This is a genomic window from Rhodococcus sp. LB1, assembly GCF_001583455.1.
GTDB classification, from domain to species: Bacteria; Actinomycetota; Actinomycetes; order Mycobacteriales; family Mycobacteriaceae; genus Rhodococcus_F; species Rhodococcus_F opacus.
The window spans coordinates 11,287-37,183 of the sequence record NZ_LTCZ01000312.1 but is presented as its reverse complement, the minus strand read 5'-3'; the positions used below and the strand labels follow the sequence as shown (position 1 = coordinate 37,183).

The window sequence follows — 25,897 nt, the reverse complement described above, 5'->3', positions numbered from 1 at the left end:
CCACGACCAGGAGAACACCATGGCACGAGTCACGTACGACGCAGCCACCAAGATGTACCCCGGTTCCGATGTGCCGGCCGTCGATTCGCTGAACCTCGACATCGAGGACGGCGAATTCCTCGTCCTCGTCGGCCCGTCGGGGTGCGGAAAGTCGACGTCGCTGCGGATGCTTGCCGGTCTCGAGGACGTCGACTACGGTGCCATCCGCATCGGCGAACGCGACGTCACCGCCCTCGCACCGAAGGAACGGGACATCGCGATGGTGTTCCAGAACTACGCGCTGTACCCCCACATGACGGTGGCGAAGAACATGGGGTTCGCCCTCGAGATCGCCGGCATGGACAAGAGTGAGATCGGCCGCCGCGTCGAGGAGGCCGCGAAGATCCTCGATCTCGGCGACTACCTGAACCGCAAGCCGAAGGCCCTCTCCGGTGGGCAGCGCCAGCGCGTCGCGATGGGCCGGGCGATCGTCCGCGACCCGCAGGTGTTCCTCATGGACGAACCTCTGAGCAACCTCGACGCGAAACTCCGCGTGCAGACCCGGACCCAGATCTCACTGTTGCAGCGCCGGCTGGCAACCACCACCGTGTACGTCACCCACGACCAGGTGGAGGCCATGACCATGGGCGACCGTGTGGCCGTCATGAAGTCGGGCATCCTGCAGCAGTGCGCGAGCCCGAAGACGCTGTACGAGAAGCCGGTCAACAGCTTCGTCGCCGGGTTCATCGGGTCACCGGCCATGAACCTGTTCGAGGTCGACGTCGAGGGCGGCGACGCCCGGATCGGTTCGCTGTCGACGCCGATCGAGCGGTCGGTGCTGGGCGCCCTGGACACCGGCCGGGTCGTCGTCGGTGTCCGGCCGGAGGCGTGGACCGTGTCCGACCAGGGCACCACGGTGAAGGTCGACGTGGTGGAGGAACTCGGCGCGGACGCCTACATCTACGGACGCATCGTCCGCGACGGCGAGCTCGGCGGACACGACATCGTCGCGCGCGTCAGCGACTCTGCCTCCCCGGCCAAGGGCGAGGTGATCCGGCTGGCACCGGACCCTGCCCGCCTGCACTACTTCTCCCCGACGACGGGTGCGCGACTCGGCGACTGAGCGAACCGAGCCCCCACCGCCGAACCGAAGGAGCAACAGTGAAACTTCTCGTCACCGGCGGCGCCGGTTACGTCGGCAGCGTCTGCGCCCAGCGGCTGCTCGAGTGCGGCCACACGGTCGTGATCGTCGACGACCTGTCGACCGGCAACGCCGACGCGGTGCCGGCAGGAGCCGAGTTCGTCGAGGAGGACGTCGCGAGCGCAGCCGAACGGGTCCTCGGCGGCGCGGAGTTCGACGGCGTGCTGCATTTCGCCGCCCGCTCCCTCGTCGGCGAGTCGGTGCTGACGCCGGAGACGTACTGGAACGCCAACGTCGTCAAGACCCTGACCCTGCTGGAGGCGATGCGCTCGTCCGGTACCGGCCGACTGGTGTTCTCCTCCACCGCGGCGACATACGGCTCTCCGGAGTCCGTGCCGATCACCGAGGACGCACCGACCCGGCCGACCAACCCGTACGGTGCCACCAAACTGGCGATCGACCACGCGATCACGTCGTACGCGGTGGCGCACGGTCTGGCCGCGTGCAGCCTGCGCTACTTCAACGTCGCGGGCGCGTACGCCGGACTCGGCGAGAACCGTCTCGTGGAAACACACCTGATTCCGCTGGTGCTGCAGGTCGCGGCCGGGCAACGGGACGAGATCTCGGTGTTCGGCACCGACTGGCCCACCCCGGACGGCACCGCGGTCCGCGACTACATCCACATCCGAGACCTGGCAGAGGCGCATATCCTCGCGCTCGAATCGGCCCGGCCAGGAACGCACCGCGTCTACAACCTCGGCACCGGCACCGGGTTCAGTGTGCGCGAGGTGATCGCGTCCTGCGCACGCGTGACGGGCCGAACCATCGCCACCCGGGACGCCCCGCGGCGCGCCGGCGACCCGGCGGTGCTCGTCGCGTCCGGCACACGTGTGCAGGCCGAACTGGGCTGGCGGCCGAGACACATGGACCTCGAAGAAATCGTGGCCGATGCGTGGACGTATCTGCAGTCGCTGGGCGCGCGCGAACGCTACCGTGGTGCAGTGCGGTCGTGACGAGGCGCGCGGCGCCCCGTGGACCGCGAGAAGGAGGCTGGTGTGGACGTCGCCGATTCCACGAGGCAGGGCCGGATCGTGGAGGTCCTCGTCGAGGCCTTCGCCGATCTGATGGAGGCGGACCCGAGCGCGTTTCGCACGAAGTTCCGGAAGATGGCCGCCGATCCGTTCGCCTTCTACCGGGGCAGCGCCTGCCTCTTCTACGACGATCTGCGTGACTTCGACGATCCGTGGGCGGACGAGCGCACCGGCCGAGTGTGGATTCACGGCGATCTGCACCTGGAGAATTTCGGCACGTACATGAACTCGGAGGGCACCCTCGTCTTCGACGTCAACGATTTCGACGAGGCGTACGTGGGGCACTTCACCTGGGATCTTCGTCGCTTCGTCGCGAGCCTGGCCCTGATGGGCTGGCAGAAGGCCCTCCCCGAGAAGGACGTCCGCGAACTGGCCGGAACGTATCTGCGCAGCTACGTCGACCACGTCCTGCACTATGCGCGGCAGGAGGCGGACGAGGACTTCGCGCTGGGCCTGGACAATTCTCGCGGCGCCATTCACGACCTCCTCCTGCGTGCGCGCCTCGCCACCCGGGTGAGCCTGCTCGAGTCCGTCACGGTGCTCGAGGACTACGACCGGCACTTCCGGCCCGGCCGCGGCGTCCGCGAACTGGACGATGCGGAACGCACCGCCGTGAGCGAGGCGGTCGAGACGTACGTCGACAGAATTCCCCGCAGCAAGCGGTCCGCACGGCCGGTCTTCTACCGCATCAAGGACGTGGTGGGACGGAAGGGCTTCGGGATCGGCAGCGCCGGCCTGCCCGCGTACAACGTGCTCATCGAAGGGGCGACGCAGGCGCTCGAGAACGACATCGTGCTGTCGCTCAAGCAGGGCAACGTCGCCGCCCCGAGCCGCATCGTCGACGAAACCGCCGTCCGCGGCTACTTCGAGCACGAAGGTCACCGCACCGCGGTGAGTCAGCGTGCCCTGCAGGTCCACACCGATCCGCTGCTCGGCTACACGGAGATCGGCGACACCGGTTTCGTGGTCGCCGAACTGTCGCCGTACGAACTGGACCTCGACTGGTCCGATCTCACCGAACCGGAGGACATCGCGCCGGTGCTCGAGGACCTCGGCCGGGCGACGGCGAAGGTGCACTGCGTCTCCGACGAGGACAGCGACCAGACACTGGTCACGTTCCAGACCGAGGACGCCATCCGCAGCGTCCTCGACGGCAGGCTCGACGAATTCGTCGACGAGATCGTCGAATTCGGCATCCGATACGCCGAGGTGAGCCGCAAGGATCACCAGCTGTTCGTGAACGCGTTCCGGGAGGGCGAGATCACCGGCGTGTCCGCCACCTGACGCCCAACGCCCTACAGACGGACGGTGTTCAGGTCCTCGAGGACACCTTCCGCGCTGCGGGCGGCCACGGTGCAGGCCCGCGCCGTGAACTGGTCGAGCAACGGGTGCCTCGCCCGTTCCCGCCACTTCCGGACCGCGGCGAGGGCCCGCATGCGTTGCAGTTCCACGGAGTCGTCGCCGTCGGTGCCCAGCCGTTCGGCGATCTGGATCCCGAATCCGCCGATCAGGCGTTGCAACTCGGCCACGTCGTCGGCGGGCAGCCCCACCTCGGTGGACCGCAGCCGCCCGAGCAGGCGCAGTTCCTGGAAACCGTGCACGTCGGAGAGCAGCCGTTCGGCCGACATCAGGATCTCGCCCGCACCCGGCACCGGATGCGCCGTGAGCACCCGCTTGAGTGCCACGAGAGCCGAATGGGTCTTCAACTGGTCGGCCCGCTGCCCGAATTGGATGTCGATCACCTGACGCAATTCGTCGAGGCCGCTGCGTTCCACCAGTTCGGCGGCCAGCGTGGGCGAGTCCTTGGTGCCCAACCGGATCAGGGTGACGGCCATCCGGATCCCGAAGAGCCCGAAGCGGTCTGCCAGCTGAGCCCGCATCCGGGCGTCCACGGGAAGCGGACTGTCCTCACGCGCGAACCGGTCGGCCGACAGCATCGCCAGGTTCAGATCGTCCACCGGGACCTCGGCCAGATGCTGGAACGCGGTGAACTCCGCCTGACGCATCGTGCGGGCACCGAGCGCCAGCAGACCCGCGACGGGGACGACGGCCTGGCACAGCCCGGTGCGCTCGAGTTCGCCCGCGAACCGGGACGCCACCTCCTTCGCGGACATCATGGCGTCCAGGCGTCCCGCCCCCACCTCGTCGGCCCGCGACACGACACCGACCACCCCGAGCGGTCCCGATTCGTCGCCCACGTGGTCGCCGATCTGACCGAGGAACTGGACGTCGGTCGCGTTGAGCGTGCGCAGCAGGTAGACCACGGCGTCGGCGCCGGACGCCTCGTTGTCGGGTGTGAGCATCTCGAGGGTGCGGGCCGAGACGTCCCGCGACAGTGAGGACGTGCCCGGGGTGTCGATGATCGTCGTGTGCGCCAGAGCGGACGACGGCCACTCCACGTCGAGGCGGTCCACCTGGTCGGCGGTGAGGTGGCCGAGGTCGAACGTGAGATGTCCGTCGCGGCGCAGCACCGGGACGTTGGCGGAACGCTGAGCGCCGCTACCGTTGCCCGGCTGGTACCACGCCGTCACGGTGGGCGTCGACCCGCTCCGATACCAGGTGACGACGCGGGTGCACTCGGTCGCGTCGGTGGGCGCGATGTCCTGCCCCACCAGGGAATTGAGCAGAGTGGACTTGCCTGCCTTCAGCGAACCGGCCAGGGCCACGCGCAGCGGTTGTTCCAGTCGCCGGGCGCATTCGGTCAGCTGATCCCGAATCTCCGGTCTGCCCGCGTACAGCTGCCGGGCGGACGCGATGAGTGCCCGGGCTTCGTGGAGTGGAGCGGCCGTCATGCCGTGACCGCTCCCGCGTCGCCTGCGACGAGTTGCGCGGCTTGCTGTTTCAGTTCGGATGCGACGTGGAGATCCTTCTCGAGCTGCGCGATCCGGCGGGTCCGTTCGGTGGACTCGAGGTTCGCCGCCTCCTGCGCGCCGCGCAGCGAGTCGTTGATCGACCGCAGCGCCTGCTCGGCGATCGCGCTGAAATGATCGCGCAGCAACCGCTGGATCGACCGGAGCCGATCCTTCGACTCCTTGCCCACCTGGAAGCTCGCGTCGTCGGCGAACCGGCGGATCGCGGCCTTCGCCTCCGCACGCCGCTTCAGGATCCGGCTCTCCTTGTCTTCCCGATACGCCTTGGTGCCGAGGAGGACTCCGGCTCCGATCGAGATCGGATTGACCAGGGCCATCCCCATCATCGTGGTGATCAGACCGAACATGAGGACGCCGCCGTACGATCCACGCATACCGACGAGAACCTTCTGGGTGATGCCGATGCGTCCGGCCTCGAGGTCCGCGAGCGAGGCCACCGGTTCGAGGACACCGTCGACGTTCGCGACGTCCAGGTGCGGCAGTTCGACGGCACCCGTCTCGGCGAAGTGCTGCGCCACCACCTCGGCCAGCCACAGCGCGCGGTCGTGGGCCCAGACGAAGTTGTCGCCGATCGCGGTGGCGAATTCCTGCTCGAGCCACTGACCGAGCGCGTCCCAGTCCTTGCCGGGGTCGCCCTCGTCGACGGTCTCCTCCGCCTCGCGGGTGACGCGGCGCAACCGGTCGCGGAGGTCGTGGTCGATGTCCGCGGCCAGGTCGGCGATGCCGTCGCCGAGCGTCTGCTGCCACAGCGACGTCTTCTTGTGCAGCTCCTCGGCGGCGGCCTTCGCCTTCTGCAGTTCGGCGACCGCGGCGACGCCCTTCGCCGGATCACGCAGGGCGGCAAGCTCACTGCCGATCCCCAGGGTGAGGTGCTCGGCCGCGGAGGACACGTCCAGCGACACGGCCCGGCGCGTGTTCGCCTCCGCGCGCGCCACCACCCGTTCGCGCAGGAACGCGTACAGGTCGACGAAGCCGGATTCGGTGTTGAGTTCCTCGTCCTGCAGTCGCAGCGCGTGCGAACGCAGCACCGAGGAGATCGGGATCAGCGGAACGTCGAGACCGGCGCGCGCGAGGTGCCCGCGGTCGGCCTCGACGATCTCGCGCCAGTGCGGGTACAGGTCCGTCTTGCTGATCAGGCACGCCACCGACGGGCACAGGCTGGTGACCTGACGGATGAAACCGAGCTCCGGTTCGGTGAATTCCTGGCTGGCGTCGGAGAGAACGAACACGGCGTCCGACGCCGGAATCAGCCCGAGTGTGCTCGCGGCGTGCGGGTTGCCGGCACCGCCCACGCCGGGGGTGTCGACCAGGACCAGACCGTCCGCGAGAAGCGGACTCGGGACGTTGACCTCCACCCGCAGCACCTCCCGGCCCTCGGCGCGGGGCGAGGCCGGCGTGATGCCGTTCAGCTCGTCGAGCGGAAGGGGAACCCGGATCGGGTCGGCGCCCGGATCGGCGAGGATCAGTTCCGCCGACGCCGTCTCGGCGTTCTGGACAACGGTGGGGATCGCGGTGGTCTCGTCGTCACCCACCGAGCACACGGTGAGGTTGAGGAGGGAGTTCACGAACTGGCTCTTGCCCTGCTTGAGCGGTCCGACCACCACGATCCGCATCCGCGGGTCCTGCACCCGGGTCCGGGCCGAGTCGAGGCGCTGCGCCAGGTCGCCGCGACCGAACCTCTTCGCCACGTCCAGGGCCTGCGCGAGCAACGCCGTCATCGACTGGGACCCGGCTGGGCTCTTCTCGGCGGCTGCACTGTCCATGAGCTTCGTTGACCCGCAATTCTTCCGACCTCTGCGCGGACACCTGTTCGGTGCACCGACACCCGACTGTCTGAAACAGCCCCGCACGCATAACGCGTCCGGGGCTGATTTCGTTACATCGTACGGCGGTTCCGGCCGCCCCGTCTGGGGGATGCCGGAACCGCCGTCTCATCACGGCTCGAGGTGATCGACCACGTCCGTGACGTCGTGCGTCGTGGCCGCCGAGGAGTCGGTGTCGCCGAACAGCGAGCCGTCGGTGTCCGCGTGCAGGCCCGAGTCGGCGCCGAACGCGTTGTCCGCGTCGATCGACGACCAGGTGTCGGCTCCGGTGTCGACGGCACCGCCCAGGGTGGACCCCAGGCCGCCTGCGATCGAACCGGTGGTGTCGGCCACGACCCCGCCGACCGCACCGAGGTCGGCCGAACCGTCCGTGGTCGCGTCCGCGTCGGCGGAACTGCCGGCCGACGCTCCACCGTCGATGGCTCCGCCCACTGCGGCTCCACCGTCGACCGCTCCGCCGACCGCACCGTCGAGTGCGCCTCCGACAGAGGTGCCGAGCGATCCGAGGCCACCCACGCCACCGGACAATCCGGCGCCGAGGCCGGCGACCGCGTCGGTGGTGGCATCCAGGCCACCGGTCAGACCGGCAGTGGCGTCGACCGCGCTGTCCAGGCCGCCTTCGATTCCACCGGCCACGTCGCCGCCGATTCCGGCAGCGGCATCCACGGTCCCGCCGAGGCTTCCGCCGACGTTCGCGGCCGTGTCCAGGGCGCCACCGACCGTGCCGCCCAGGTCGGCCGCCGTGTCCAGGGCGCCACCGAGATTCGCGTCCACGCTCGCACCGGCGTCGGCGACCGCGCCGACCGAGGCGCCGGCCTCGCCCACCGCGTCGACGGCACCGCCGACGCTGCCGGTCAGTGCCGAGCCGAGGCCCGCACCGGTTTCGAAGATTCCACCCAGACCACCGGTGAGGCCGCTGGTCAGACCGGCTCCCAGGCCACCGGCCGTGTCCAGTCCGCCGACCAGGTTGGTTCCGAGGCTTCCGCCCAGGTCCGCTCCGGCGTCGGCAACCGCACCGACACCCGCCGCGACACCGGCACCGATGCCGGCCGCCGCGTCCGCGCCGCCCGCCACGCCGCCGCCGACCGCGCCGCCCACGTTGCCCGTGACGTCACTGCCCACGTCGAGCAGTCCGCCGAGCGCGCCGTCGATGCCGCCCGTCAGGCCACCCGCGAGATCGGTGCCCGCGTCGAGCGCGCCTTCCAGGGCGCCGCCCACGCCGGCTGCGGCGCCGAGTCCGAGGTCGGCGTCCAGAGCGGAGTCGAGATCGAGCCCGCCACCGGCCTCCAGAGCCGTCTCCAGTGCGGAACCGAGGGTCGCGCTGAGGTCGCCGTCGGCTCCGAGGACGCCGCCGAGAGCGGTGCCCAGCGTGCTGCCGATGCTTCCCTCCGCGCCGAGAACGCTGTCCAGGTCGAGGGCGCCGCCGGTTTCCAGCGCACCGCCGAGCACTCCGCCGAGGGCCGCGCCGAGGTCTGCGCCCGCACCGCCACCGACACCGAACGCACCGCCGAGCAGGCCGCCCAGGTCGGTCACGCCGCCGAGGTCGACTCCGCCGTCCGCGCCGAGCACCGCGTCGAGCGCCGCACCCAGACCGGCGGTGGCGTCACCGTCGACTCCGAGCACCCCGCCGAGCGCACCGCTGATGGTGGTTCCCAGATCGGCACCGGTGTCGAGGACGCCGCCCAGCCCGAGGCCGCTCTCCAGAGCGCCACCCAGGACCGTGCCCAGGTTCGCGCCTGCCTCGCCGCCCAACCCGAGGGCCCCGCGCAGCGCCGTCGTCAGCTCCGACGTCAGTTCCCCGCCGAGACCGAGGTCGGCGCCCAGCCCGAGGTCCAGTCCGCCGTCCAGCAGACCACCCAGGTCGATGTCCGTCACGCCGCCCGCGCCGAGCACGGCGTCGAGGGTGCTGCCCAGTTCCGCGGCCAGGCCGCCGTCCAGGCCGAGGGCTCCGCCCAGGACCGTGCCGAGTGCGGCGTCCAGTCCCAGTCCGCTGTCGAGTGCGCCGGACAGGGCGCCGCCGAGGCCACCCTCCAGATCGAGGGCGCCGCCGAGCAGACCGCCCAGGGCTCCACCGAGATCGCCGCTGACGTCACCGCCCGCGCCGAGCACGCCACCGAGGATGCCGCTCAGCGCACCGCCGAGGTCGCCGTCCGCACCGAGAACGGCGCCGAGGTCGAGTCCCCCACCGGCACCGAGAACGGCGTCCAGCGCGGTACCCAGCCCGGCGGTGAGGTCGCCGCCGACTCCGAGTTCACCGCCGAGCAGTCCGCTCAGCGCACCGCCGAGGCTGCCGCCCGCACCGAGGATCGCGTCGAGGTCCAGTCCGCCGCCCAGGTCCGCGATCGAACCGAGGGCCGCGCCGAGTGCGCCACCGAGGTCTGCGCTGAGGTCACCGCCCGCACCGAGGACGCCGCCGAGAGCGCCACCGAGGATTCCGCCGAGGTCGGTGCCGAGGACTCCGCCGAGCGAGCCGGCAACGTCACCGAGCAGTTCACCGCCGAGCAGGCCTTCGAGGGTGGCGCCCAGTCCGCCACCGGCGCCGATCGCCGCGTCGAGCGCACCGCCCAGCGCGCCGCCGAGACCGGCGTCGACACCGAGCACGCCGCCGAGGGTCGTTCCGAGCACAGCACCGAGGTCGAGGCCGCCACCGAGTCCGGCGAGGATGTCACCGTCCAGGCTGCCACCGAGGTCGACGACGCTTCCGAGGGCGGCACCGAGAGCCGCACCCAGCTCGGCGCCCAGGTCGCCGCCGATCGACAGTGCGGGGGCGAGGATCCCGGTGAGACCACCGGCCACGTCGACCACCGGCAGGGCCGTGATCGCCGCGGTGAGGGTGGTGGCGAGCTGCGCGGTCAGGTCGGCGCCCAGTCCGAGGGCACCTCCGAGGGCCCCGCTGATCGTTGCGCCGAGGTCGAGGGCACTACCGAGGTCGAGGCCACCGGTGAGGGAGAGTGCTGCGTCGAGGGCCGCACCCAGCGCGGCGCCGAGCTCCGCACCGATCTCGCCGCCGATCTCCAGCGCGGCACCGAGTGCGGCGCTCAGGCCGGCAGCCAGTTCCGCCGCGAAGTCGAAGTCGCCGCCCAGGCCGGCACCGAGACCGAGGCCTGCACCGGCACCGATACCGACCGCACCGCCGAGGCCGCCGCCGAGACCGAGGCCGCCGCCCAGCCCGCCACCGACACCTGCGCCGACACCGCCCGCCACGTCACCGGCGACGTCGGCACCGGCGTTGACGATCGCGGCCAGGTCGGCCCCGCCGCCTGCGAACAGTCCCGACTCCGCGACCAGCGGAGCAACGGAGACGATGTCCGCGTGGCTCACACCCTGCAAGCCGGCGGCGCACAGCGCCTCGGTCGGGTTGGCGCAGTAGGCCGCCGCAGCCTGCTCGTCGCGAAGAAGTCCGAGGATGAAGTCGAGGACGGCGTTGGTAGCCATGGCAGCTCTCCTGTAGTCGAGGTTCGGGGAGTTCGGGTGGCCACCACAACTGCTGTGACGGCGAGTGAAATACACGTTATGGATCGGCGGGCCCCTTCCCAACGGGGCGGCGCCCCCTACTCGGGGACCCCGGTATCGGGGATCTCCCATCGGGGGTCGGGTCCTCCCCGTTAGGGGATAGGGGGCCATTAGGGGATCGGCCCCGTAACTGCCGTCGACCAGCGGCATCGCGTAACGAAACGGCCGCCACCCGCGACAATTCGAGTGACCACGACGGCATCGGCCGTTACATACGACGGCGGCACCGTCCGCCTGACGCAGGCGGCGTGACGCCCGCCCGGACCACAGGAGTGGAACATGGCTGCAGCGCTCGGCATCGGTGTCGGATCGGTCAATACGGTGGCCGCCGTCGACACAGACGGGGCGAGCGTGACGGATGTCGCCGACCTCACCGTCCTGTCCCGCGCCAGTGTTCTCCACCTCTCCCCCGACCGCGCACCCGTCCTCGGCGACGACACGAGCGAACCGGACGCGGTAACGGTGTCCGACTTCGCGAACCGCGTGGGCGACCCGGTCGGGATCCTCACCGACGACGGTTCGACCTACTCCGGTGAAGACCTGGTGGCCACCGCCGTGAGCTGCATCGTGCACCAGGCCGCGTCGGGTCGGCACGGCCTCCCGACCACCGTCGTCGCCCACCCGACCGTCTGGCCGCCGTACACCGTCGGTGTCCTCGCCGACGCGCTCGAACAGGCCGGCGTCGCGGACGCCACCCTGGTGTCGGAGGCGCAGGCCGTGATGACATGGCTCGAACGGACCCGCGGCACCCTCGGCGACGCGTTGACCGTCATCTACGACCTCGGCGGCACCTCGCTCGACATCATCCTCTTCCGTTCGGACGCACACGGCACGGAGACCGGCGTCCTCGGCAAGCCGGTACGGTCCGAGGACTTCGGTGGCGCCCACTTCGACCACGCCACCATGCAGTACGTCCTCGGCAACGTCGCCGAGGAGTTCGGCGACATCGACCCGTTCGCCCCCGACACGGTCGCCGCCCTGACCCGGCTGCGGACCCGCTGCACCGCGGCGAAGGAGGCCCTGTCCTCCGACACCGAGGCCACGATCGGCATCGAGCTGCCCGGCATCTCCACCGACGTGCGGTTCGTGCGCTCGGAACTCGAAGACCTGATCCGCGAGTCCCTGCAGGAATCGGTGACGCTGGTGCGCGAGAGCATCCACGCCGCCGGCCTCGAATCCAGCGACGTCACCCAGGTGGTGCTCACCGGCGGCAGCGCCGCCATCCCGCTGGTCGCCGAACTGCTGTCGGCGGAACTGCGGGTACCCGTCGTCGCGGCCGAACGTCCGGGCCATACCGCGGCCATGGGCGCAGCCCTGCTCGCCGCCGACAACGAGGCGGGACGCGCCGCCGCCCCGACCGTCGCGCGGATGCCGGTCGTCGTGCCCACCGCGGCACCGGTCTCGGCAGCGCCCGCCGCCGCCGAGACCGTCGAGCCGGACGCCGAGACCGTCGTCCTCGCCACCCGCACCCCCGCACCGACCCTCACCGAGCCCGCCGCCGGCATGTCGCGGAAGAAGAAGGCCGGGATCATCACCGCCTCCGCCGCGGCCATCGCCCTGCTCGCCGCGGGTGGGCTGTCGCTCGGCACCGCCCTCGACGTCGCACCGTCGTCGTCCAGCTCGGGTTCCACCACCTCGCAGTCGTCGAGCACGTCGGCGGGCGCGGCGTCCACGTCCGGTGTTCCTGCCGAGGCCGCCGCGACGGGCGCCACCACTCCCGGCACCGAGGCGGCGGGCATCGCCGCCGCAACCGGTGTCCCCGGCACCGCCGCCGGCGTCGCCACCCCGGTCGCCGCACCCGGCACCGTCCCACCCGGCACGGTGGCACCGGCCGTCGCCGCACCGGTTGCCGCAGCGCCCGGTACCGCACCGGCACCCGCGGCCGAAGTACCCGCACCCGCACCGGCCCCTGCTCCCGCACCCGCACCGGCCCCCGCTCCGGCCCCGAGCGTTCCCCAGACCGACGGCGGCGCCGCGATCGCCAACACCATCGTCGGCGGAGCCGGCGCGGTGGGTGACACCGTCAACGGAGTGGGCGACACGGTCGGCGGCGTCGTCGGCGGAGTCACCGGCCTGGTGCCCGGCGTCCTCGGCAACGGCGGATAGGGCGCCGGTGTCCACGCTGCCCTCACCGTTTCCTCCCACGGAACTCGCGGAGCTCGACGGCCCGCAACTGTCCGCTCTCGCACTGGTTCTGCTCGGCAGCGACCTCGACGAAACCGTGGTCGCCCGAGTACTCGACATCGAACCCGCTAGTGCCCGTGCCGCCGTCGACGCGCTCCGCGCGGACGGCTGGGTCGACGAACGCGACACGCTGGTTCACGCCGACCGCACACATCTCACGACGACGCTCGGTGAGAACCGGCTGAACACGCTCGCTCGCCGCCTGCTCACCCATCACGTCGACGGCGGAACGCTCACGCTGCCCGTCGCCCGCGCGGTCGCCGCGACCGGCACACCGAGCGACGAACTGAGCCGATTCCTCTGCGCCCAGGCCGAACTCGCCGAACCGGCCACCGCCGTCGCGTTGTACGCCGAAGCCGGCCGGGCCGGCAGGCTCGGCGACACCGCCGTCGTCGCATACGCCGAGGCCTGCGCCCTGAACGGCGACCTCGATACCGCGGTCGGGCTGGCCGATTCGGTCCTCGAACGGTCCGGCACCGTCGACGATGCGGAACTCGCTGCGGCGGTCAGGATTTCGGCCGCCGGCGCCGCGTTCTGCGGCATGATCGATCGCAGCGCCGAACTGTACGCCTGGCTCGGCGCGGACCGGGCCGGCGCCGACGCCTCCCTCGCCGCCTCCGTCCTGGTGGTCGCGGGGCGACTCGACGACGCCGAAGCCGTCCTCGCCACGAGCGCGGGCTCACCCCCCACCGCCGCCACCGCCGGCGCCGCACTCGTCGCGACCGGACTCGTCCAGTCGGTGACCGCGTCCGCCAACGCGGCACTGAACTCACTGACGCGTGCGCTGTCGCTGCCCGGTCGCGCGTCCCGGCCACGGGTGCTGCCCGACTCCCCCGCCGCTATCACAGCCCTCGCCGCACTCCACTGCGGCGAACTCGCCCACGCGGACGCCGTCCTCGCCCGGGCACGGGAAGCCGAACAGCCCGGCTGTGTCACCGCGAACCGGCATCAGCTGCTCACCGCTTGGACGTCCATGGTCCGCGGCGACCTCGCCGCGGCGCAGTCCCGGCTCGACGGCCTCGACGCCGCGTCGATGCGGCAGCGCGATCTGCTGTTCGTCCACGGCCTGCGGGTCGGGCTGGCCCGGCGCACCGGCGACAACGCGGCACTGCTCCAGGCCTGGGCGGGCGCGCAGGGCGTGCTCGCCGAGTACTCGGTGGACCTGCTGAGCCTGCTGCCGCTCGGCGAACTGTGGCTGACGTCGATCCGGGTCGGCGAACCCGCCCGGATCACTCACCTCGTCGAGGACGCGCAGTCGTTGCTGCGGACGCTCGGCGAGCCGGCGATGTGGGGATCGGCGCTGCACTGGTACGGCGTGCAGGCCTCGATCCTCGCCGAATGCCCCGCAGACCTGATGCCCCACGCCCGCGCGCTCGGCGAGGCCGCCAAGGTCAGCACGTACGCGTCCGGGCTCGCTACCGCCGGTCGCGCCTGGCTACGCGTGCTGCAGGGCGACATCGACGCCGCATCCGTCGAGGACGCGGCCCGCACCCTCGACCGGATCGGCCTGCCGTGGGACGGCGCGCGCCTCGCGGGTGAAGCAGCACTGCGCGCGTCCGACACGAAGGTCGCGACCACGCTCCTGCAGGTCGCGAGGGCCCTGCGACAGCCGACGTCCGCGGGCAACGGCACCGACTCCGCGGTCGTGTCGAGCCCGAGCACGCCGGGATCGCTCACCGACCGCGAGGCCGAGGTGGCCGAACTGCTCGTCCAGGGGCTGACGTACCGGGAGATCGGGTCACGCCTCTACATCTCCGCCAAGACGATCGAGCACCATGTGGCCCGGATCCGGCGGCGGCTGGGCGCCGGGTCGCGGTCGGAGCTGCTGTCGATGCTGCGTGCGATGGGCCACGGGTATTCCGCCGACTCCTGACCCGTGAGTACTTATCAACCGCGGGTGGTTGATAAGTACTCACGGGCGCCGAAGGCGCACAGCCCCGTGTAACCATTCGACTGCGGCAGGCGACACACTGTGCATGGTGCGATGACGCACTCCCTCGAACCGTGCCAGTAAGGACCTTTCATGACCACCGGAGTCGGACTCACCGTCGGCGATTCGGTTTCCACAGCGGTGGTGACCGCTTCCGGAACCGATGTGAGGACGATCGAACACCCGTCCGTCCTGTTCACGGCCCCGGACGGCACGGTTCAACTCGGCGACCCCGGCACGGAATCGACCGGCGCCGTCCGCGACTTCCTCACCCGCGTCGGTGAGCCCGCGGGCATCGAGTACGCGGGTTCGCTGACCCGCGCCGAGGACCTCGTCGCGACAGCGATGTTCTGCCTGTTCCGGGAGGCCGCAGACGGACTGTCGGGGACGGTGAAGGTCACCGCGACCCATCCGTCGGACTGGCCGCCGGAGATCGTCACGAAGCTGCGCGAATCCCTCGACTACATGGGTCTGGGCGAGGCGACACTCATCCCGGAGTCGGTGGCGCTCGCCGCCTCACCGGAATCCCCGGCCCACGGCGCGGCACTGCTGGCGGCCGGGCTGGCACTGACCGACGAGGACACGAGCGCCGACACCGAGTCGATTCCGATCGTCGAGGCCCCGATGCACACCGCGTACTCCGCCGTGACGGCGGTGCCCGCGGCCGCGGCCGCTGCCGCCGACGCGTATCCGCCCGCCGAGACCGAGGCGTCCGCTCCCACGAGTACACCGACGCCACCCGCCAAGCGCACGAACCGTCGGCCGCTGATCATCGCCGGTGTCGCCGCGGCCGCACTGGTGGTGGCTGGTGGGGCGCTCGCGTTCGCGCTCACCGGCAACGGCAGCACCGCGGTCCCGACGATCCAGGACGCCCAGACCGCGTCGGTGACGACGTCCAGCGCACGACCCACGCAGGCTCCACCCGCGGTCTTCCCGACGGCGAGCACGCAGGAGGTGGCCGTGACGACGGAGGTTGAAGCCCCGGTCCCGATCGCTCCCCCGCCTGCACCGGTGGAGACGACATCCGTGTTCGTGCCGCCGCCTCCGCCCTCGACGACGCCGGTCATCACCCTCCCCTCGATCACCACGGTCCCGAAGACCACTACGACCACGACCGCCGCGACGACCACGACGACGCCGCCGGAGACGACCACCACCACAACGACAACAACCACCACGACGACGACGATGAAGGAACCCGCGGCCGCGATCACCACCACGACCACGCCCGCGAAGCCCGCTCTGAAAAGTCCAGGTCAGTGAGGCTTCGGTCACACCTCCCCGACGGGCCGACCCGTCCGTAGCTTAAGGTGGGGCGCTGATACCCACCCCAGAAGGAATCCTCAGTGAACGGATTCCGTGCAGAAGGGATTTCATGCGTAACGTGCTGGCGCACCGCGCCGCTGTTGTAGGCGCCTCGGCAATGCTTCTTCTCTTTCCGTTTTCCACTGCCGCCCAGGCCGACCCTGTTACGCAGCCCGACACCACTCAGCTGAGCGCCGACAAGTTGCCGGCCGAACTCGTCGAGGCCATCACCCGCGACCTGAAGATCAGCCCGCAGGAGTACCTCGACCGCGCCGCGAAGGCACAGGAGCTGGGCAGTTACGCCGAGGACTTCCGGGAGCAGCATCCCGACGACTTCGCCGGGGCCTGGATCGGTCTCGACGGTCAGCCCGTCGTCGCGGTCACCACGGACGAGGCCGCCGATGCCGCAGCCAAGGCCGGGTACGACACCCGTATTGCGCCCGTGTCCGCGAACGGCCTGGAGAAGACCCTCTCCGACGTGAACGGCTGGATCGCGGGACTGCCGAAGGACGTGGCTTCCCAGGTCAACTCCGCGTCGATCGACGTCCTCGAGAACCGCGTCGTCATCGACGTCGTCAACAGCCCCATCGGCCAGGCGCTGAACCTGCCGACGCTGCTCGCCAACGTCAAGGTCATGCTGAGCCCCGGCGGCGGCGGTCCGGTGGAGCGGGGCCCCCTCGCCGGTGACACCTACATCACCACCGCGGGTGAGCTGCCGAAGACGCCGATCTCGGAGATCTCCGTCTGCTCGCTGGGTTTCAACGCCGTGGACGACAGCGGCCAGGCCGTGAACATCAGCGCCGGACACTGCAACCCCGCCGAGGGTCAGCCGTCGCCGGTGTTCCTCCCCAACCACCAGAACGTCGACGACAGCCAGCAGATCGGCGCGTTCTCGAAGTCGTCGGTGGGCAACCCGGCCGACAAGCTGGACTACTCGGTGATCAAGCTCAATGAGGCAGGCGTCAAGGCCGGTTTGGACCGTCCCGCGGTTCGCGGTGCGAACGGCACCACGCTGGAGATCACCGGCACCGCCCGGCCCGTCGTCGGCGCCCCGATCTGCAAGTCGGGTCAGACGTCGTCGTTCACGTGTGGCGTGGTGGCGGCCGATCACGTCGAGACGCAGCTGTTCGTCGCCGACGGTTCGAGCCGTGTGGTCAACGGTTTCGCCGGCACGGCCTGCACTCTCGCGGGTGACAGCGGCGGCGCCATCGTCACCGGAACCCTCGCGCTGGGTATTACCAGTGGTTCCAACGCCAGTGGCGCCCCCAACTGCACGGAGGCGAATCTGGTGCTGGCACCGGAGGGTGGCACCGCCAGCCTGGGTATCCCGGTCGCGGACATCGTGGACACGATCGGATCCGGGATGCGCGTGCGCACCATCTCCGACTAGTTCTCCACCGCTCCACCCTGTGCCCGGTGTCCGTTGCTCTCGGACACCGGGCACAGGTGTATTCCGGCGTGGTGTCCGCTTTGTCCTGCTGCGTCGTCCACCGAGAGTGTTACAGGTGGGAATAGACGGGGCGAACCCATATAGTCGACTCCGACTGTGTACGGCCTTACCTGTCGGGGGGTCGTATTCGTATGCGCCCGCGAGGCAACTGCGAACAAACAAACATCAGAAAGGCCCCCATGCGAAGCTCCATCGCACGTCGTGCCGCCGTGTTCGGCTCCGCCGCGCTGCTGCTCCTCGGCCCGGTCGCCGCCTCCGCTCAGGCCGATCCGGTCGAGCCCGGAGTGTCCGACCAGGCCGCCAAGCTTCCCGCGGAACTGATCGACGCTATCCAGCGTGATCTGTCGCTGAGCCCGGACCAGTACCTGGAGCACTCCGAGCTGGGCCAGAAGCTGGCCGAGTTCGCGAAGATCGCCCGCACCCAGTTCCCGGATGCGTTCGCCGGAACGTGGCTCGACAATGCCGGCACCCCGATCGTCGGGCTGGCCGACGGTGCCGACAAGGACGCCGCCGTCGCCGCGGCCGAGAAGGCCGGCTTCCAGGTGAAGGATGTGGCCCAGAGCGAGAGCAGCCTGCAGGCTCAGGTGAAGTCGCTCGACGGGTGGCTGGACACCCAGCCGCCTGCCGTCGCGGATCTCGTTCGCGGCGTGGCAATCGACATCGTGAACAACGATCTCGTGCTCCGTGCGGACAACGTGGGCGGGTTGCAGCTTCCAGACTTCCTGAAGGGCGCACGCGTCGTGCAGTCGCCTGCCACGGCCGCTCCGCTGCCGTCCACCGACCTCACCCCCATCGCCGAACCGCTCCCCGCCGACGCCCTGCTGGGCGGCGACGCGTACGGCTCGCTCGGCGGCGGAGTCGGACTGCGCTGCTCGCTCGGTTTCAACGGCACCGACAGCTCGGGCGGTCCGGTGAACATCACGGCAGGACACTGCGACCCCAACCGGGACGCTGCCGGCACCTCGGAGGCGTCGGAGGCGTTCTCCCTGGTCCCGGGTGGCACCGGTCCGCGGATCGGCACCTTCGCCAAGACCAGCCTGGACATCCACGACTACTCGATCATCCGGGCCGACGACAACGCCGCGCACCGGTTCGAGAACAACGGCGTCCGGGTTCCCGGCGCAGCGCCGGTCGCCATCACCGGTACGGCCGACCCGATTGTCGGCGCCCCGGTGTGCAAGTCGGGTCTGACCACCGGTTTCACGTGCGGTGTCGTCACGTCTGTCGCGCAGACCGTCTCGGTCGGTGAACGCACGCTGGCCGACAGCTTCTCGACGAGCATGTGCGCCCTGCAGGGCGACAGCGGCGGCACGATCGTGACCGGCACGCTGGCACTCGGAATTTCGAGCGCCTCCAACGTCGGGCAGTACCCGATCTGCCAGGTCGCGGACGTCGTCACATTCGTTCTCGGCGAGAGCCCCGAGTTGTTCGCCACCCCGATCAACGAGGTGCTGGCCGAGAACCCGGGTCTGCGCGTGCGCACCTCGTAACGCACTCCACCTGCGACAGCGGCCCGCTTCCCTTTCGGGATGCGGGCCGCTGTCGTCGGTCGCGCACTCAGGCCGCGTAGGGCCGGACCGCCCGGGCATCCCGCAGGGTGGTGCCCCACCATTCGATCTGGTCGAGCATGTTCTTGACCGCACTCGACCTGACTGCCGGGTCGAGCGGCTCCCCGTGCTCGTCGAACACCGCCCACGCACCGTGAAAGCTGACACTGTCGCGGACCGTGACCGCGTGGAGTTCCGCGAACACCAACCGCAGCTGTTCGACCGCACGGAGTCCGCCGCCCATCCCGCCGTGCGACACGAAGCCGACGGGCTTGGACCACTTCGACGGCAAGGAACAGCTGTTCTTCGCCGTGATCGGGGACAGCGCGACGCGGGTGGCCGACAGTCAGACGGACATGATCGACCGGCACCTCGGCGAGGTGAACGACCTCGAGTCGGATCTCGTCGCACTCGGCCGTGAGTGGGTCACGATCCCGACCCGGGACTTCGCGGACCACTTCGCCATGGTGCGGCAGATCAACGCGGAGGCGGCCCACTTCCCGCAGGCCGCGCTCGACGCCTGGCAGGAGGCCGGACCGCGCCGCGTCCAGCACGCACTGGCGGACGCATTCGCGCGACTGGACGCCTCCGGTCTTCTCCGTGTCGGCGATCCACGCAGGGCCGCACACCATTTCGCACTGTTGGTGGGGGCGGAGATCTCCGAACGCACGTTCCACGGCGCCATTCCCCTCGGCGCCGACGAGGTGTCGGCCATCGTCACCGACGGGGTCGCGGCCTTCCTCGACGGCTACCGTGGGCGCGGGAACTGATCAGGCGGTGGGCTCGGGCGCGGGCGGAACGAACGGCGTGTTGATGGTGACGAGGTACTGGATTCCGAGGATCACCAGTGCGGCGCCGCCCACGAAGATGGTTCCGGCCAGCCCGCCGGCGGCGAATCCCGCCAGCAGCCCGCCGAGGCACCCGACCGGCGTGCCGATCACGGTCACGGCGAACAGGCCGCACCCGACCGCGAGACCCACGGCGCCGAAGATCACACCGAAGATCAGGCCGCCGATCAGCGTCGCGTAACCGAGGTAGCTGTTGAAGTCGGCGAGCGCCGAGTCGTCACGTTCTTCCTGAGTGTCGAATCCGTCCTGCGCAACCGATTTCAGGGACGACGCGACGTCGGCGGGAACCTGCGGGGTGAGCGTCACCGTCCGCCCGTCGAGGTCGGCGTCGATCGGATAGACGGCGTCGCCGACCCGAATCGTGAGCGGCAGTGCGGCCACCACCTTGCCGCTGTCGTCCACCACCTCGATCGCTTCCCTGGTGCCGGTGATCCGGAAGGCGCCCGCGTCGATCGACGTGACGACGGACTCCCCCTCGGCGTGCGCCTCGTAGCCGATGTCGGACGAATCCTGCTGCGTCAGTGGAGCTGTGTGTGCGGTCCCGGCGGAGATCCCGAGGGCCGCGACGACGAGGAACGCTGCTCCGGTGACGGCCCGCAGGTTCCGTGCGAAGCGGCCGCTCATGCCGTGGGTTCCGGTGCGACGAACGGGCTGTTGATGGTGTTGAAGTACTGAATGCCCAGAACGACCAAGGCGCCGCCGCCGACGACAATGGTGCCGGCGAGCGCGACGACGGGCGCGACGATCAGCGCACCTCCGATGCACCCAGCCACCGGCCCCGCGAGGCCCAGGAACGGAATCACCAGCGCAGCCGTTCCGGGGATGACGCCGATCGCGCAGCCGATCGCCCCGCCGATGATGGCGGCGACGATCGCGGTGATCGCGCTCGTGATCCCGAGTTGCTGCTGGAAGTCGTCGAGTGCGCGGTCGTCGCGTTCCTGTTTGTCCTGCGGTGCGGCGACGCCGTCGAGGGTGAGGCGTTCCGACACGGGGACGGGGGTCGCGGCCGACGGATCCATGTTCGGGACGAGTCGCAGGACGCGAGCGGACTCGTCGACCGCCACGGCGAAGGGATGCTGCAGGTCGTCGACCCGGAAGAACGTGGGAATGGAGGCGACGACGCGGCCGCCGTCGTCGACCACGTCGACGGTGTCGTTCGCGGCGTTGATCGAGAAGGCGCCGGCGTCGAGGGTGGCCACAGCGGCGTCACCGTCGCGAGCGGTCTGGTAGTTGATGTTCGGGATGCCCTGTTCCGCACCCGGCTGGGGTGCGGCGGCCGGATCCGCGTATGACGTGGCCGCTCCGACGCCCATCGCCGCGACGACGAGCATGGAGGTGGCAGTAAACCGTCGGAGGTTCATCGAGATCCGTTTCGAGAGCAGCGCTGTGACGGACGAAGGTTAGCCTAAGCATGGGCTAACCAGGCAGGTCACCTCCGCGGGTGTGACGAGGTTCACTTCCGCGAGGCCGCACAACGACGAACCGCCCGCCTCCGAAGGGAGGCGGGCGGCGTCTCAGGTACTGCCGGGTGCGGCTACTTCACCCACTTCGTGGTGCCGGGCGGTGCGTTCAGCGTGTTGATCAGGTCGATACCGGCGATGGCAAGCGTGGGGCCGCCCACCACGATCGTGCCGAGAAGGGCACCGATTCCCGCGCCCGTCACGCCGAACGGCAGGCATCCGAAGACCGCGACCGGCGTCCCGACCACGCAGCCGACGGCGAATCCCAGGATTCCGCCCACGATGGTGCCGCCGAGACTGCCGACCGTCATCGCGATGCCGAGCTGCTGCTGGAACGCCGACTGGGCCCTGGTGTTCTCGTCGATCGACGCCACGTCGCGCAGCGCGATGGGCGTGATCCGATCCTCGGGCGAGATCGGCGTCGCCTCGGCCTTGTCGACGCTCGGCGTCAGGCGCAGGGTCTTTCCGTCTTCGGTGATCTCTTCCTCGAACGGGAACTGCAATCCGTCGAACCGGTACGCAAGCGGGAGGGAAACGACAGTTGCCCCACCCGCATCCTTGATCGCGACGGACTTCCCGTCCGATGCGAGCGCGAAGGCGCCGGCGTCGATCGTGGTCACGACCGTGCGGTCCTCGATGTGGGACTCGTATCCGATTTCGGTGCCGGGCTCAGCGACGGGTTCCGCGACCGCCACCCCGGACCCGGTCGCGAGCACACCCACCAAAAGTGCCGAAGTCGTAACGAAACGACGCAACTTCATTCCATCCCCTTAAGGTTTCAACCCCATCCGTTGCTAAACAGTAACTTGCGGCTGTGACAGATCCCAATTGAGTCTCGCCTCGAGAAAAGGCGCTCGCGAAATAGTCTGCGAAGGGTTATGAAAAATTGCACTCAGAACGGCAGCGGGATCGAATTCCAAGAATGGCACCAGCCAGGGATGTAGTTATTCCTACACAAAGCGGGGAACCGGTCGGTTTCTTCCCGGCGGCCCCCACGCACGACTCGGCCCCGCCGTGCGGGACACGACGGGGCCGGGCGCCGAGGCGAGGCGCTCTCTACTCGTCCCTGTCCGCGTAGATCGACGTCCCCGGAGCGGCGTTGTACGTCCCACAACTGGTACGCACTGACACCGAGAGTGGGACCACCGGCGACGATGGTTCCGACGACCCCGCCGATCCCGGCCCCAGTCACCAGTCCGGCGACGCAGCCAGCGGGAAGTGTTGCGACACAGCCGATTCCGGCCCCCGCAATCGTTCCGACCAGGCTTCCGACCGTGACGGCGATGCCGACCTGCGCACCGAACTGGCCGAACGCCCTGTCGTTCTCCTCGCGGGACGCGACGTCGTGGAACGGCAGCGAAGGAACCGCGGGCGCCGCCGTTGCCGGAACAGGCGCCGCAGGAGCGGGTGCTGCCACTGGCCCCGCATGCGACACTCCGGCAGCAAGACCAATGGCGGCCACCGCCATGCCTGCCGTCACTGCAGCTTTTCTCACGATCATTGATGCCTCATTCCAGGAGCGTCCCGACGAAGTACTGGTGTGATCGAAGTGCACTGCACGGCCCCCCGTGCGGCCGCTGGCCAGGGCCGGAAAACACGCTCAGAGTAACAGCGGAATCACGGCCGAAATGTTCATTGACGAAAAATTCATCGCGCCCGCAAGTTACCGATCGGTAGCAAATCGAACGGGTGTAATTCGCGCGAATTACACGAGATGAATTACGTCACTCGGCGTGGTTATCGACAGGACGGACGTGCGTGCGCGGAATATTTGCCCATCGTTATCCGGCCGCAATGCAACCGCGTCGAATTCGTGACGGAAACGACCCCTGAAGCCCTCTCACGAAGCCGCTCGGACGGCCTCCGGCGGCCTTCGGCCGAAGTTAGGGCGACCTTGGGTGAGCGCCGCAATTCCGACCCTTTAACGTGACGAACAGAAAGTCCGATTGTGGCATGCACCACATGCCCTATCGGCGCCCGAGCTGCAGAGATCCCGCCGAACACCGGTAAGTTACCCGCAGGTAGACTAATCAAGTTACTAGCGGGTAACTTAGCAAGCGTTAGGATCACGAGCAGTCCCGAGGTGGCCGCCCTGCCGCCCTGAAACGAAAGGCCGCGACATGAATGCCCTGACGATCACGTTGGGCACCATCGGCGTGCTGCTGAGCCTCGTATGTTGGTTCTCCTTCATCACTGGCGCATTGAAGATGGTCAACGTCGTCCGGATCGGCCAGTCGGCCCCGGACCGATGGCGCCCCTTCTTCCCGCGCTTCAAGCAGATGTGCGTCGAGTTCATCGCGCACACCCGCATGAGCAAGTTCCGCACCGTCGGCTGGGCTCACTGGCTGGTCATGGTCGGCTTCATGCTCGGAGCCATCGTGTGGTTCGAGGCGTACGGGCAGACGTTCGACCCGGCGTTCCACTGGCCGCTGGTCGGCAACACCGCCGTCTACCACTTCATCGACGAGATCCTGGGTCTCGGCACGGTCATCGGTATCACCACACTGATCGTGATCCGCCAGCTCAACCACCCCCGTGTGCCCGCCCGGCTGTCCCGTTTCAGTGGTTCCGACTTCAAGGCCGCGTACTTCGTCGAGGCCGTCGTCCTCATCGAGGGCCTGGGCATGATCTTCGTGAAGGCCGGCAAGATCGCCACCTACGGCCACGCCAACCCGTGGACCGACTTCTTCACGATGAACCTTGCGAAACTGCTGCCCGCGAGCCCGAACATGGTCGCGTTCTTCGCCTTCGTCAAGCTGATGTCGGGCATGATCTGGCTCTACGTCGTCGGCCGCAACATCACCTGGGGTGTCGCCTGGCACCGCTTCGCGGCGTTCGCGAACATCTACTTCAAGCGTGAGGACGACGGCGACGTCGCCCTCGGTGCGGCCAAGCCCATGATGTCGGGTGGCAAGCCCATCAACATGGAGGACGCCGATCCGGATACCGACACGTTCGGCGCCGGCAACATCGAGGACTTCTCCTGGAAGGGCTGGCTGGACTTCACCACCTGCACCGAGTGCGGTCGCTGCCAGTCGCAGTGCCCCGCGTGGAACACCGGCAAGCCACTGTCGCCGAAGCTGCTGATCACGTCGCTGCGCGACCACGGTTATGCGAAGGCCCCGTACCTGCTGGCCGGTGGCCGCAAGGACATGGGCGGCGACGAGGTAGGCCTGGTGAACGGTGACGGCGCCGTGGACGAGGCCAAGCTGGCCGCGATCCCCGAGGCTGCACGCCGGGAGGCCGAGCGCAAGCTGGTCGGCGACACCGTCGAAGGCGAGCTGGCTCCGGTCATCGACGCCGAGACGCTGTGGAGCTGCACCAACTGTGGCGCGTGTGTCGAGCAGTGCCCCGTCGACATCGAGCACGTCGACCACATCATCGACATGCGCCGCTACCAGGTGCTGATCGAGTCGGAGTTCCCCTCCGAGCTGGCCGGCCTGTTCAAGAACCTCGAGAACAAGGGCAACCCCTGGGGTCAGAACTCCAAGGACCGTCTCAACTGGATCAATGAGATGGACTTCGAGATCCCGGTGTTCGGCCAGGATGCAGACAGCTTCGAGGACTACGAGTACCTCTTCTGGGTCGGCTGCGCCGGCGCCTACGAGGACCGTGCCAAGAAGACCACCAAGGCCGTCGCCGAGCTGCTCGCCACCGCCGGCGTGAAGTTCATGGTGCTCGGCGCCGACGAGACGTGCACCGGTGACTCCGCTCGCCGCGCGGGTAACGAATTCCTGTTCCAGCAGCTCGCCATGCAGAACATCGAGTTGCTGAACTCGGTCTTCGACGGCGTCGAGCAGCGCAAGCGCAAGATCGTCGTCACCTGCGCGCACTGCTTCAACGCGCTCGGCAACGAGTACCCGGAGGTCGGCGGCGAGTACGAGGTGGTTCACCACACTCAGCTGCTCAACCGCCTGGTCCGCCAGAAGAAGCTGATTCCGGTCGCGTCCGTCGGTGAGGACGTCACCTACCACGACCCCTGCTTCCTCGGCCGCCACAACAAGGTCTACGACGCACCCCGCGAGTTGATGGAAGCCTCCGGCGTCAAGCTGAAGGAAATGCCCCGTCACGGCGAACGGTCCATGTGCTGTGGTGCCGGTGGTGCCCGCATGTGGATGGAAGAGAACATCGGCAAGCGCATCAACATCGACCGGGTCGACGAGGCGCTCAGCACGGATCCGAAGAAGATCGCGACCGGCTGCCCGTTCTGCCGCGTCATGCTCACCGACGGTGTCACCGCTCGCCAGGAGTCCGGTCAGGGCGAGGGTGTCGAGGTCGTCGACGTCGCCCAGCTGATGCTCTCGTCCATCGCGCGGCTCGAGCCCGAGAAGCTGAGCGAGAACATCAAGGTCATCCCCCGCGAGAAGCCGGCCGAGCCGGCCGCACCCGCAGCAGCCGAGGCCAAGGCCGAGGTGGTGGAGAAGGAGCGCGTCGAGGAGGTCGAGGAGGCCGCCGCAACGCCGGCCGCCACGGAAGCTCCCGCAGGCAAGGGCCTGGCGATGAAGGGCCTGGCCAAGGCACCCGGGGCGAAGGCTCCCGGCGCCAAGGCACCCGGCAAGGGGCTCGGCATGGCAGGCGGTGCGAAGGCACCCGGCGCCAAGAAGGCTGCTCCCGCTCCGGCCGAGGCTGCCGGTACGGAGGCGCCTGCAGCGGAGGCACCCAAGCCCAAGGGCCTCGGACTCGCCGGCGGCGCGAAGGCACCGGGCGGCAAGGGTCTGCAGATGAAGGGTGCCGCCAAGGCTCCCGGCGCGAAGGC

16 protein-coding genes and 2 pseudogenes are annotated in these 25,897 nt (G+C 69.5%); 10 read left to right on the top strand and 8 right to left on the bottom strand.

The window, feature by feature from the left end; all coding sequences use genetic code 11:
* Positions 1-19: 19 nt before the first annotated feature.
* From AZG88_RS32195 to AZG88_RS32185, 3 genes are read left to right on the top strand one after another with little or no spacing between them, the layout of a single operon-like run.
* Positions 20-1,102, top strand: coding sequence for an ABC transporter ATP-binding protein (locus AZG88_RS32195; protein WP_005238320.1), 1,083 nt, complete (start codon positions 20-22; stop codon positions 1,100-1,102).
* 38 nt (positions 1,103-1,140) lie between these two features.
* Positions 1,141-2,133 (top strand): UDP-glucose 4-epimerase GalE, encoded by a 993-nt coding sequence (gene galE, locus AZG88_RS32190; RefSeq protein ID WP_061700169.1) that lies wholly within the window; start codon positions 1,141-1,143, stop codon positions 2,131-2,133.
* 42 nt (positions 2,134-2,175) lie between these two features.
* Entirely contained in the window at positions 2,176-3,495 is a 1,320-nt protein-coding gene (locus tag AZG88_RS32185; RefSeq protein ID WP_061700174.1) for a DUF2252 domain-containing protein, read from the top strand.
* An 11-nt stretch (positions 3,496-3,506) separates the two neighbouring features.
* On the opposite strand, the gene AZG88_RS32180 is transcribed toward AZG88_RS32185, so the two are convergent.
* From AZG88_RS32180 to AZG88_RS32170, 3 genes are all read right to left on the bottom strand, one after another.
* A complete protein-coding gene (locus tag AZG88_RS32180) occupies positions 3,507-5,003 on the bottom strand; it encodes a dynamin family protein (RefSeq protein ID WP_061700168.1) in 1,497 nt (498 codons plus the stop codon).
* Entirely contained in the window at positions 5,000-6,844 is a 1,845-nt protein-coding gene (locus tag AZG88_RS32175) for a dynamin family protein (protein ID WP_061045334.1), read from the bottom strand. Before AZG88_RS32175 ends, AZG88_RS32180 begins: the two co-directional genes overlap by 4 nt.
* Positions 6,845-7,015: 171 nt before the next feature.
* Positions 7,016-10,339, bottom strand: coding sequence for an IniB N-terminal domain-containing protein (locus tag AZG88_RS32170; RefSeq protein WP_061700167.1), 3,324 nt, complete (start codon positions 10,337-10,339; stop codon positions 7,016-7,018).
* Positions 10,340-10,696: 357 nt separating this feature from the next.
* Here AZG88_RS32170 and AZG88_RS32165 point away from each other — a divergent pair, with 357 nt between their 5' ends.
* The 5 genes from AZG88_RS32165 (at position 10,697) to AZG88_RS32145 (ending at position 18,776) form a co-directional block, all read left to right on the top strand.
* On the top strand, positions 10,697-12,523 hold the full coding sequence (locus AZG88_RS32165) for an Hsp70 family protein (RefSeq protein ID WP_061700166.1): 1,827 nt from the start codon (positions 10,697-10,699) through the stop codon (positions 12,521-12,523).
* A gap of 7 nt (positions 12,524-12,530) precedes the next feature.
* Positions 12,531-14,474, top strand: a complete 1,944-nt coding sequence (locus AZG88_RS32160) for a LuxR C-terminal-related transcriptional regulator (RefSeq protein WP_061045337.1) — start codon at positions 12,531-12,533, stop codon at positions 14,472-14,474.
* Positions 14,475-14,624: 150 nt separating this feature from the next.
* Positions 14,625-15,794, top strand: a complete 1,170-nt coding sequence (locus tag AZG88_RS32155) for a hypothetical protein (protein WP_061700165.1) — start codon at positions 14,625-14,627, stop codon at positions 15,792-15,794.
* A 112-nt stretch (positions 15,795-15,906) separates the two neighbouring features.
* Entirely contained in the window at positions 15,907-17,226 is a 1,320-nt protein-coding gene (locus AZG88_RS32150) for a S1 family peptidase (protein ID WP_005238294.1), read from the top strand.
* A 239-nt stretch (positions 17,227-17,465) separates the two neighbouring features.
* Positions 17,466-18,776, top strand: a complete 1,311-nt coding sequence (locus tag AZG88_RS32145) for a S1 family peptidase (protein ID WP_025432061.1) — start codon at positions 17,466-17,468, stop codon at positions 18,774-18,776.
* Positions 18,777-18,843: 67 nt separating this feature from the next.
* Here the strand turns inward: AZG88_RS32145 and AZG88_RS32140 are convergent.
* A pseudogene (locus AZG88_RS32140) lies at positions 18,844-19,119 on the bottom strand (NADPH-dependent FMN reductase); the annotation flags it as partial.
* Between the two features lie 70 nt (positions 19,120-19,189).
* Here AZG88_RS32140 and AZG88_RS32135 point away from each other — a divergent pair.
* On the top strand, positions 19,190-19,603 hold the full coding sequence (locus tag AZG88_RS32135; protein WP_331712308.1) for a TetR/AcrR family transcriptional regulator C-terminal domain-containing protein: 414 nt from the start codon (positions 19,190-19,192) through the stop codon (positions 19,601-19,603).
* Here the strand turns inward: AZG88_RS32135 and AZG88_RS32130 are convergent, their stop codons facing one another.
* From AZG88_RS32130 to AZG88_RS55370, 4 genes and pseudogenes are all read right to left on the bottom strand, one after another.
* Positions 19,604-20,305 (bottom strand): hypothetical protein, encoded by a 702-nt coding sequence (locus AZG88_RS32130; protein WP_005238286.1) that lies wholly within the window; start codon positions 20,303-20,305, stop codon positions 19,604-19,606.
* Positions 20,302-21,042, bottom strand: coding sequence for a hypothetical protein (locus AZG88_RS32125; RefSeq protein ID WP_061045340.1), 741 nt, complete (start codon positions 21,040-21,042; stop codon positions 20,302-20,304). Before AZG88_RS32125 ends, AZG88_RS32130 begins: the two co-directional genes overlap by 4 nt.
* A gap of 173 nt (positions 21,043-21,215) precedes the next feature.
* Entirely contained in the window at positions 21,216-21,902 is a 687-nt protein-coding gene (locus AZG88_RS32120) for a hypothetical protein (protein ID WP_061700163.1), read from the bottom strand.
* A gap of 295 nt (positions 21,903-22,197) precedes the next feature.
* Positions 22,198-22,642, bottom strand: a pseudogene (locus tag AZG88_RS55370) (hypothetical protein).
* Between the two features lie 619 nt (positions 22,643-23,261).
* Between AZG88_RS55370 and AZG88_RS32115 the strand changes: the two are divergent.
* Positions 23,262-25,897 (top strand): (Fe-S)-binding protein (locus AZG88_RS32115; RefSeq protein WP_231914277.1); only part of this gene is annotated, 2,636 nt, incomplete at its 3' end.

Coding starts and splice junctions, on each gene's coding strand:
- AZG88_RS32195 (WP_005238320.1), top strand. CDS start 20: ATGGCACGAGTCACGTACGACGCAGCCACCAAGATGTACCCCGGTTCC.
- AZG88_RS32180 (WP_061700168.1), bottom strand. CDS start 5,003: ATGACGGCCGCTCCACTCCACGAAGCCCGGGCACTCATCGCGTCCGCC.
- AZG88_RS32175 (WP_061045334.1), bottom strand. CDS start 6,844: ATGGACAGTGCAGCCGCCGAGAAGAGCCCAGCCGGGTCCCAGTCGATG.
- AZG88_RS32170 (WP_061700167.1), bottom strand. CDS start 10,339: ATGGCTACCAACGCCGTCCTCGACTTCATCCTCGGACTTCTTCGCGAC.
- AZG88_RS32165 (WP_061700166.1), top strand. CDS start 10,697: ATGGCTGCAGCGCTCGGCATCGGTGTCGGATCGGTCAATACGGTGGCC.
- AZG88_RS32155 (WP_061700165.1), top strand. CDS start 14,625: ATGACCACCGGAGTCGGACTCACCGTCGGCGATTCGGTTTCCACAGCG.
- AZG88_RS32150 (WP_005238294.1), top strand. CDS start 15,907: ATGCGTAACGTGCTGGCGCACCGCGCCGCTGTTGTAGGCGCCTCGGCA.
- AZG88_RS32145 (WP_025432061.1), top strand. CDS start 17,466: ATGCGAAGCTCCATCGCACGTCGTGCCGCCGTGTTCGGCTCCGCCGCG.
- AZG88_RS32135 (WP_331712308.1), top strand. CDS start 19,190: ATGATCGACCGGCACCTCGGCGAGGTGAACGACCTCGAGTCGGATCTC.
- AZG88_RS32130 (WP_005238286.1), bottom strand. CDS start 20,305: ATGAGCGGCCGCTTCGCACGGAACCTGCGGGCCGTCACCGGAGCAGCG.
- AZG88_RS32125 (WP_061045340.1), bottom strand. CDS start 21,042: ATGAACCTCCGACGGTTTACTGCCACCTCCATGCTCGTCGTCGCGGCG.
- AZG88_RS32120 (WP_061700163.1), bottom strand. CDS start 21,902: ATGAAGTTGCGTCGTTTCGTTACGACTTCGGCACTTTTGGTGGGTGTG.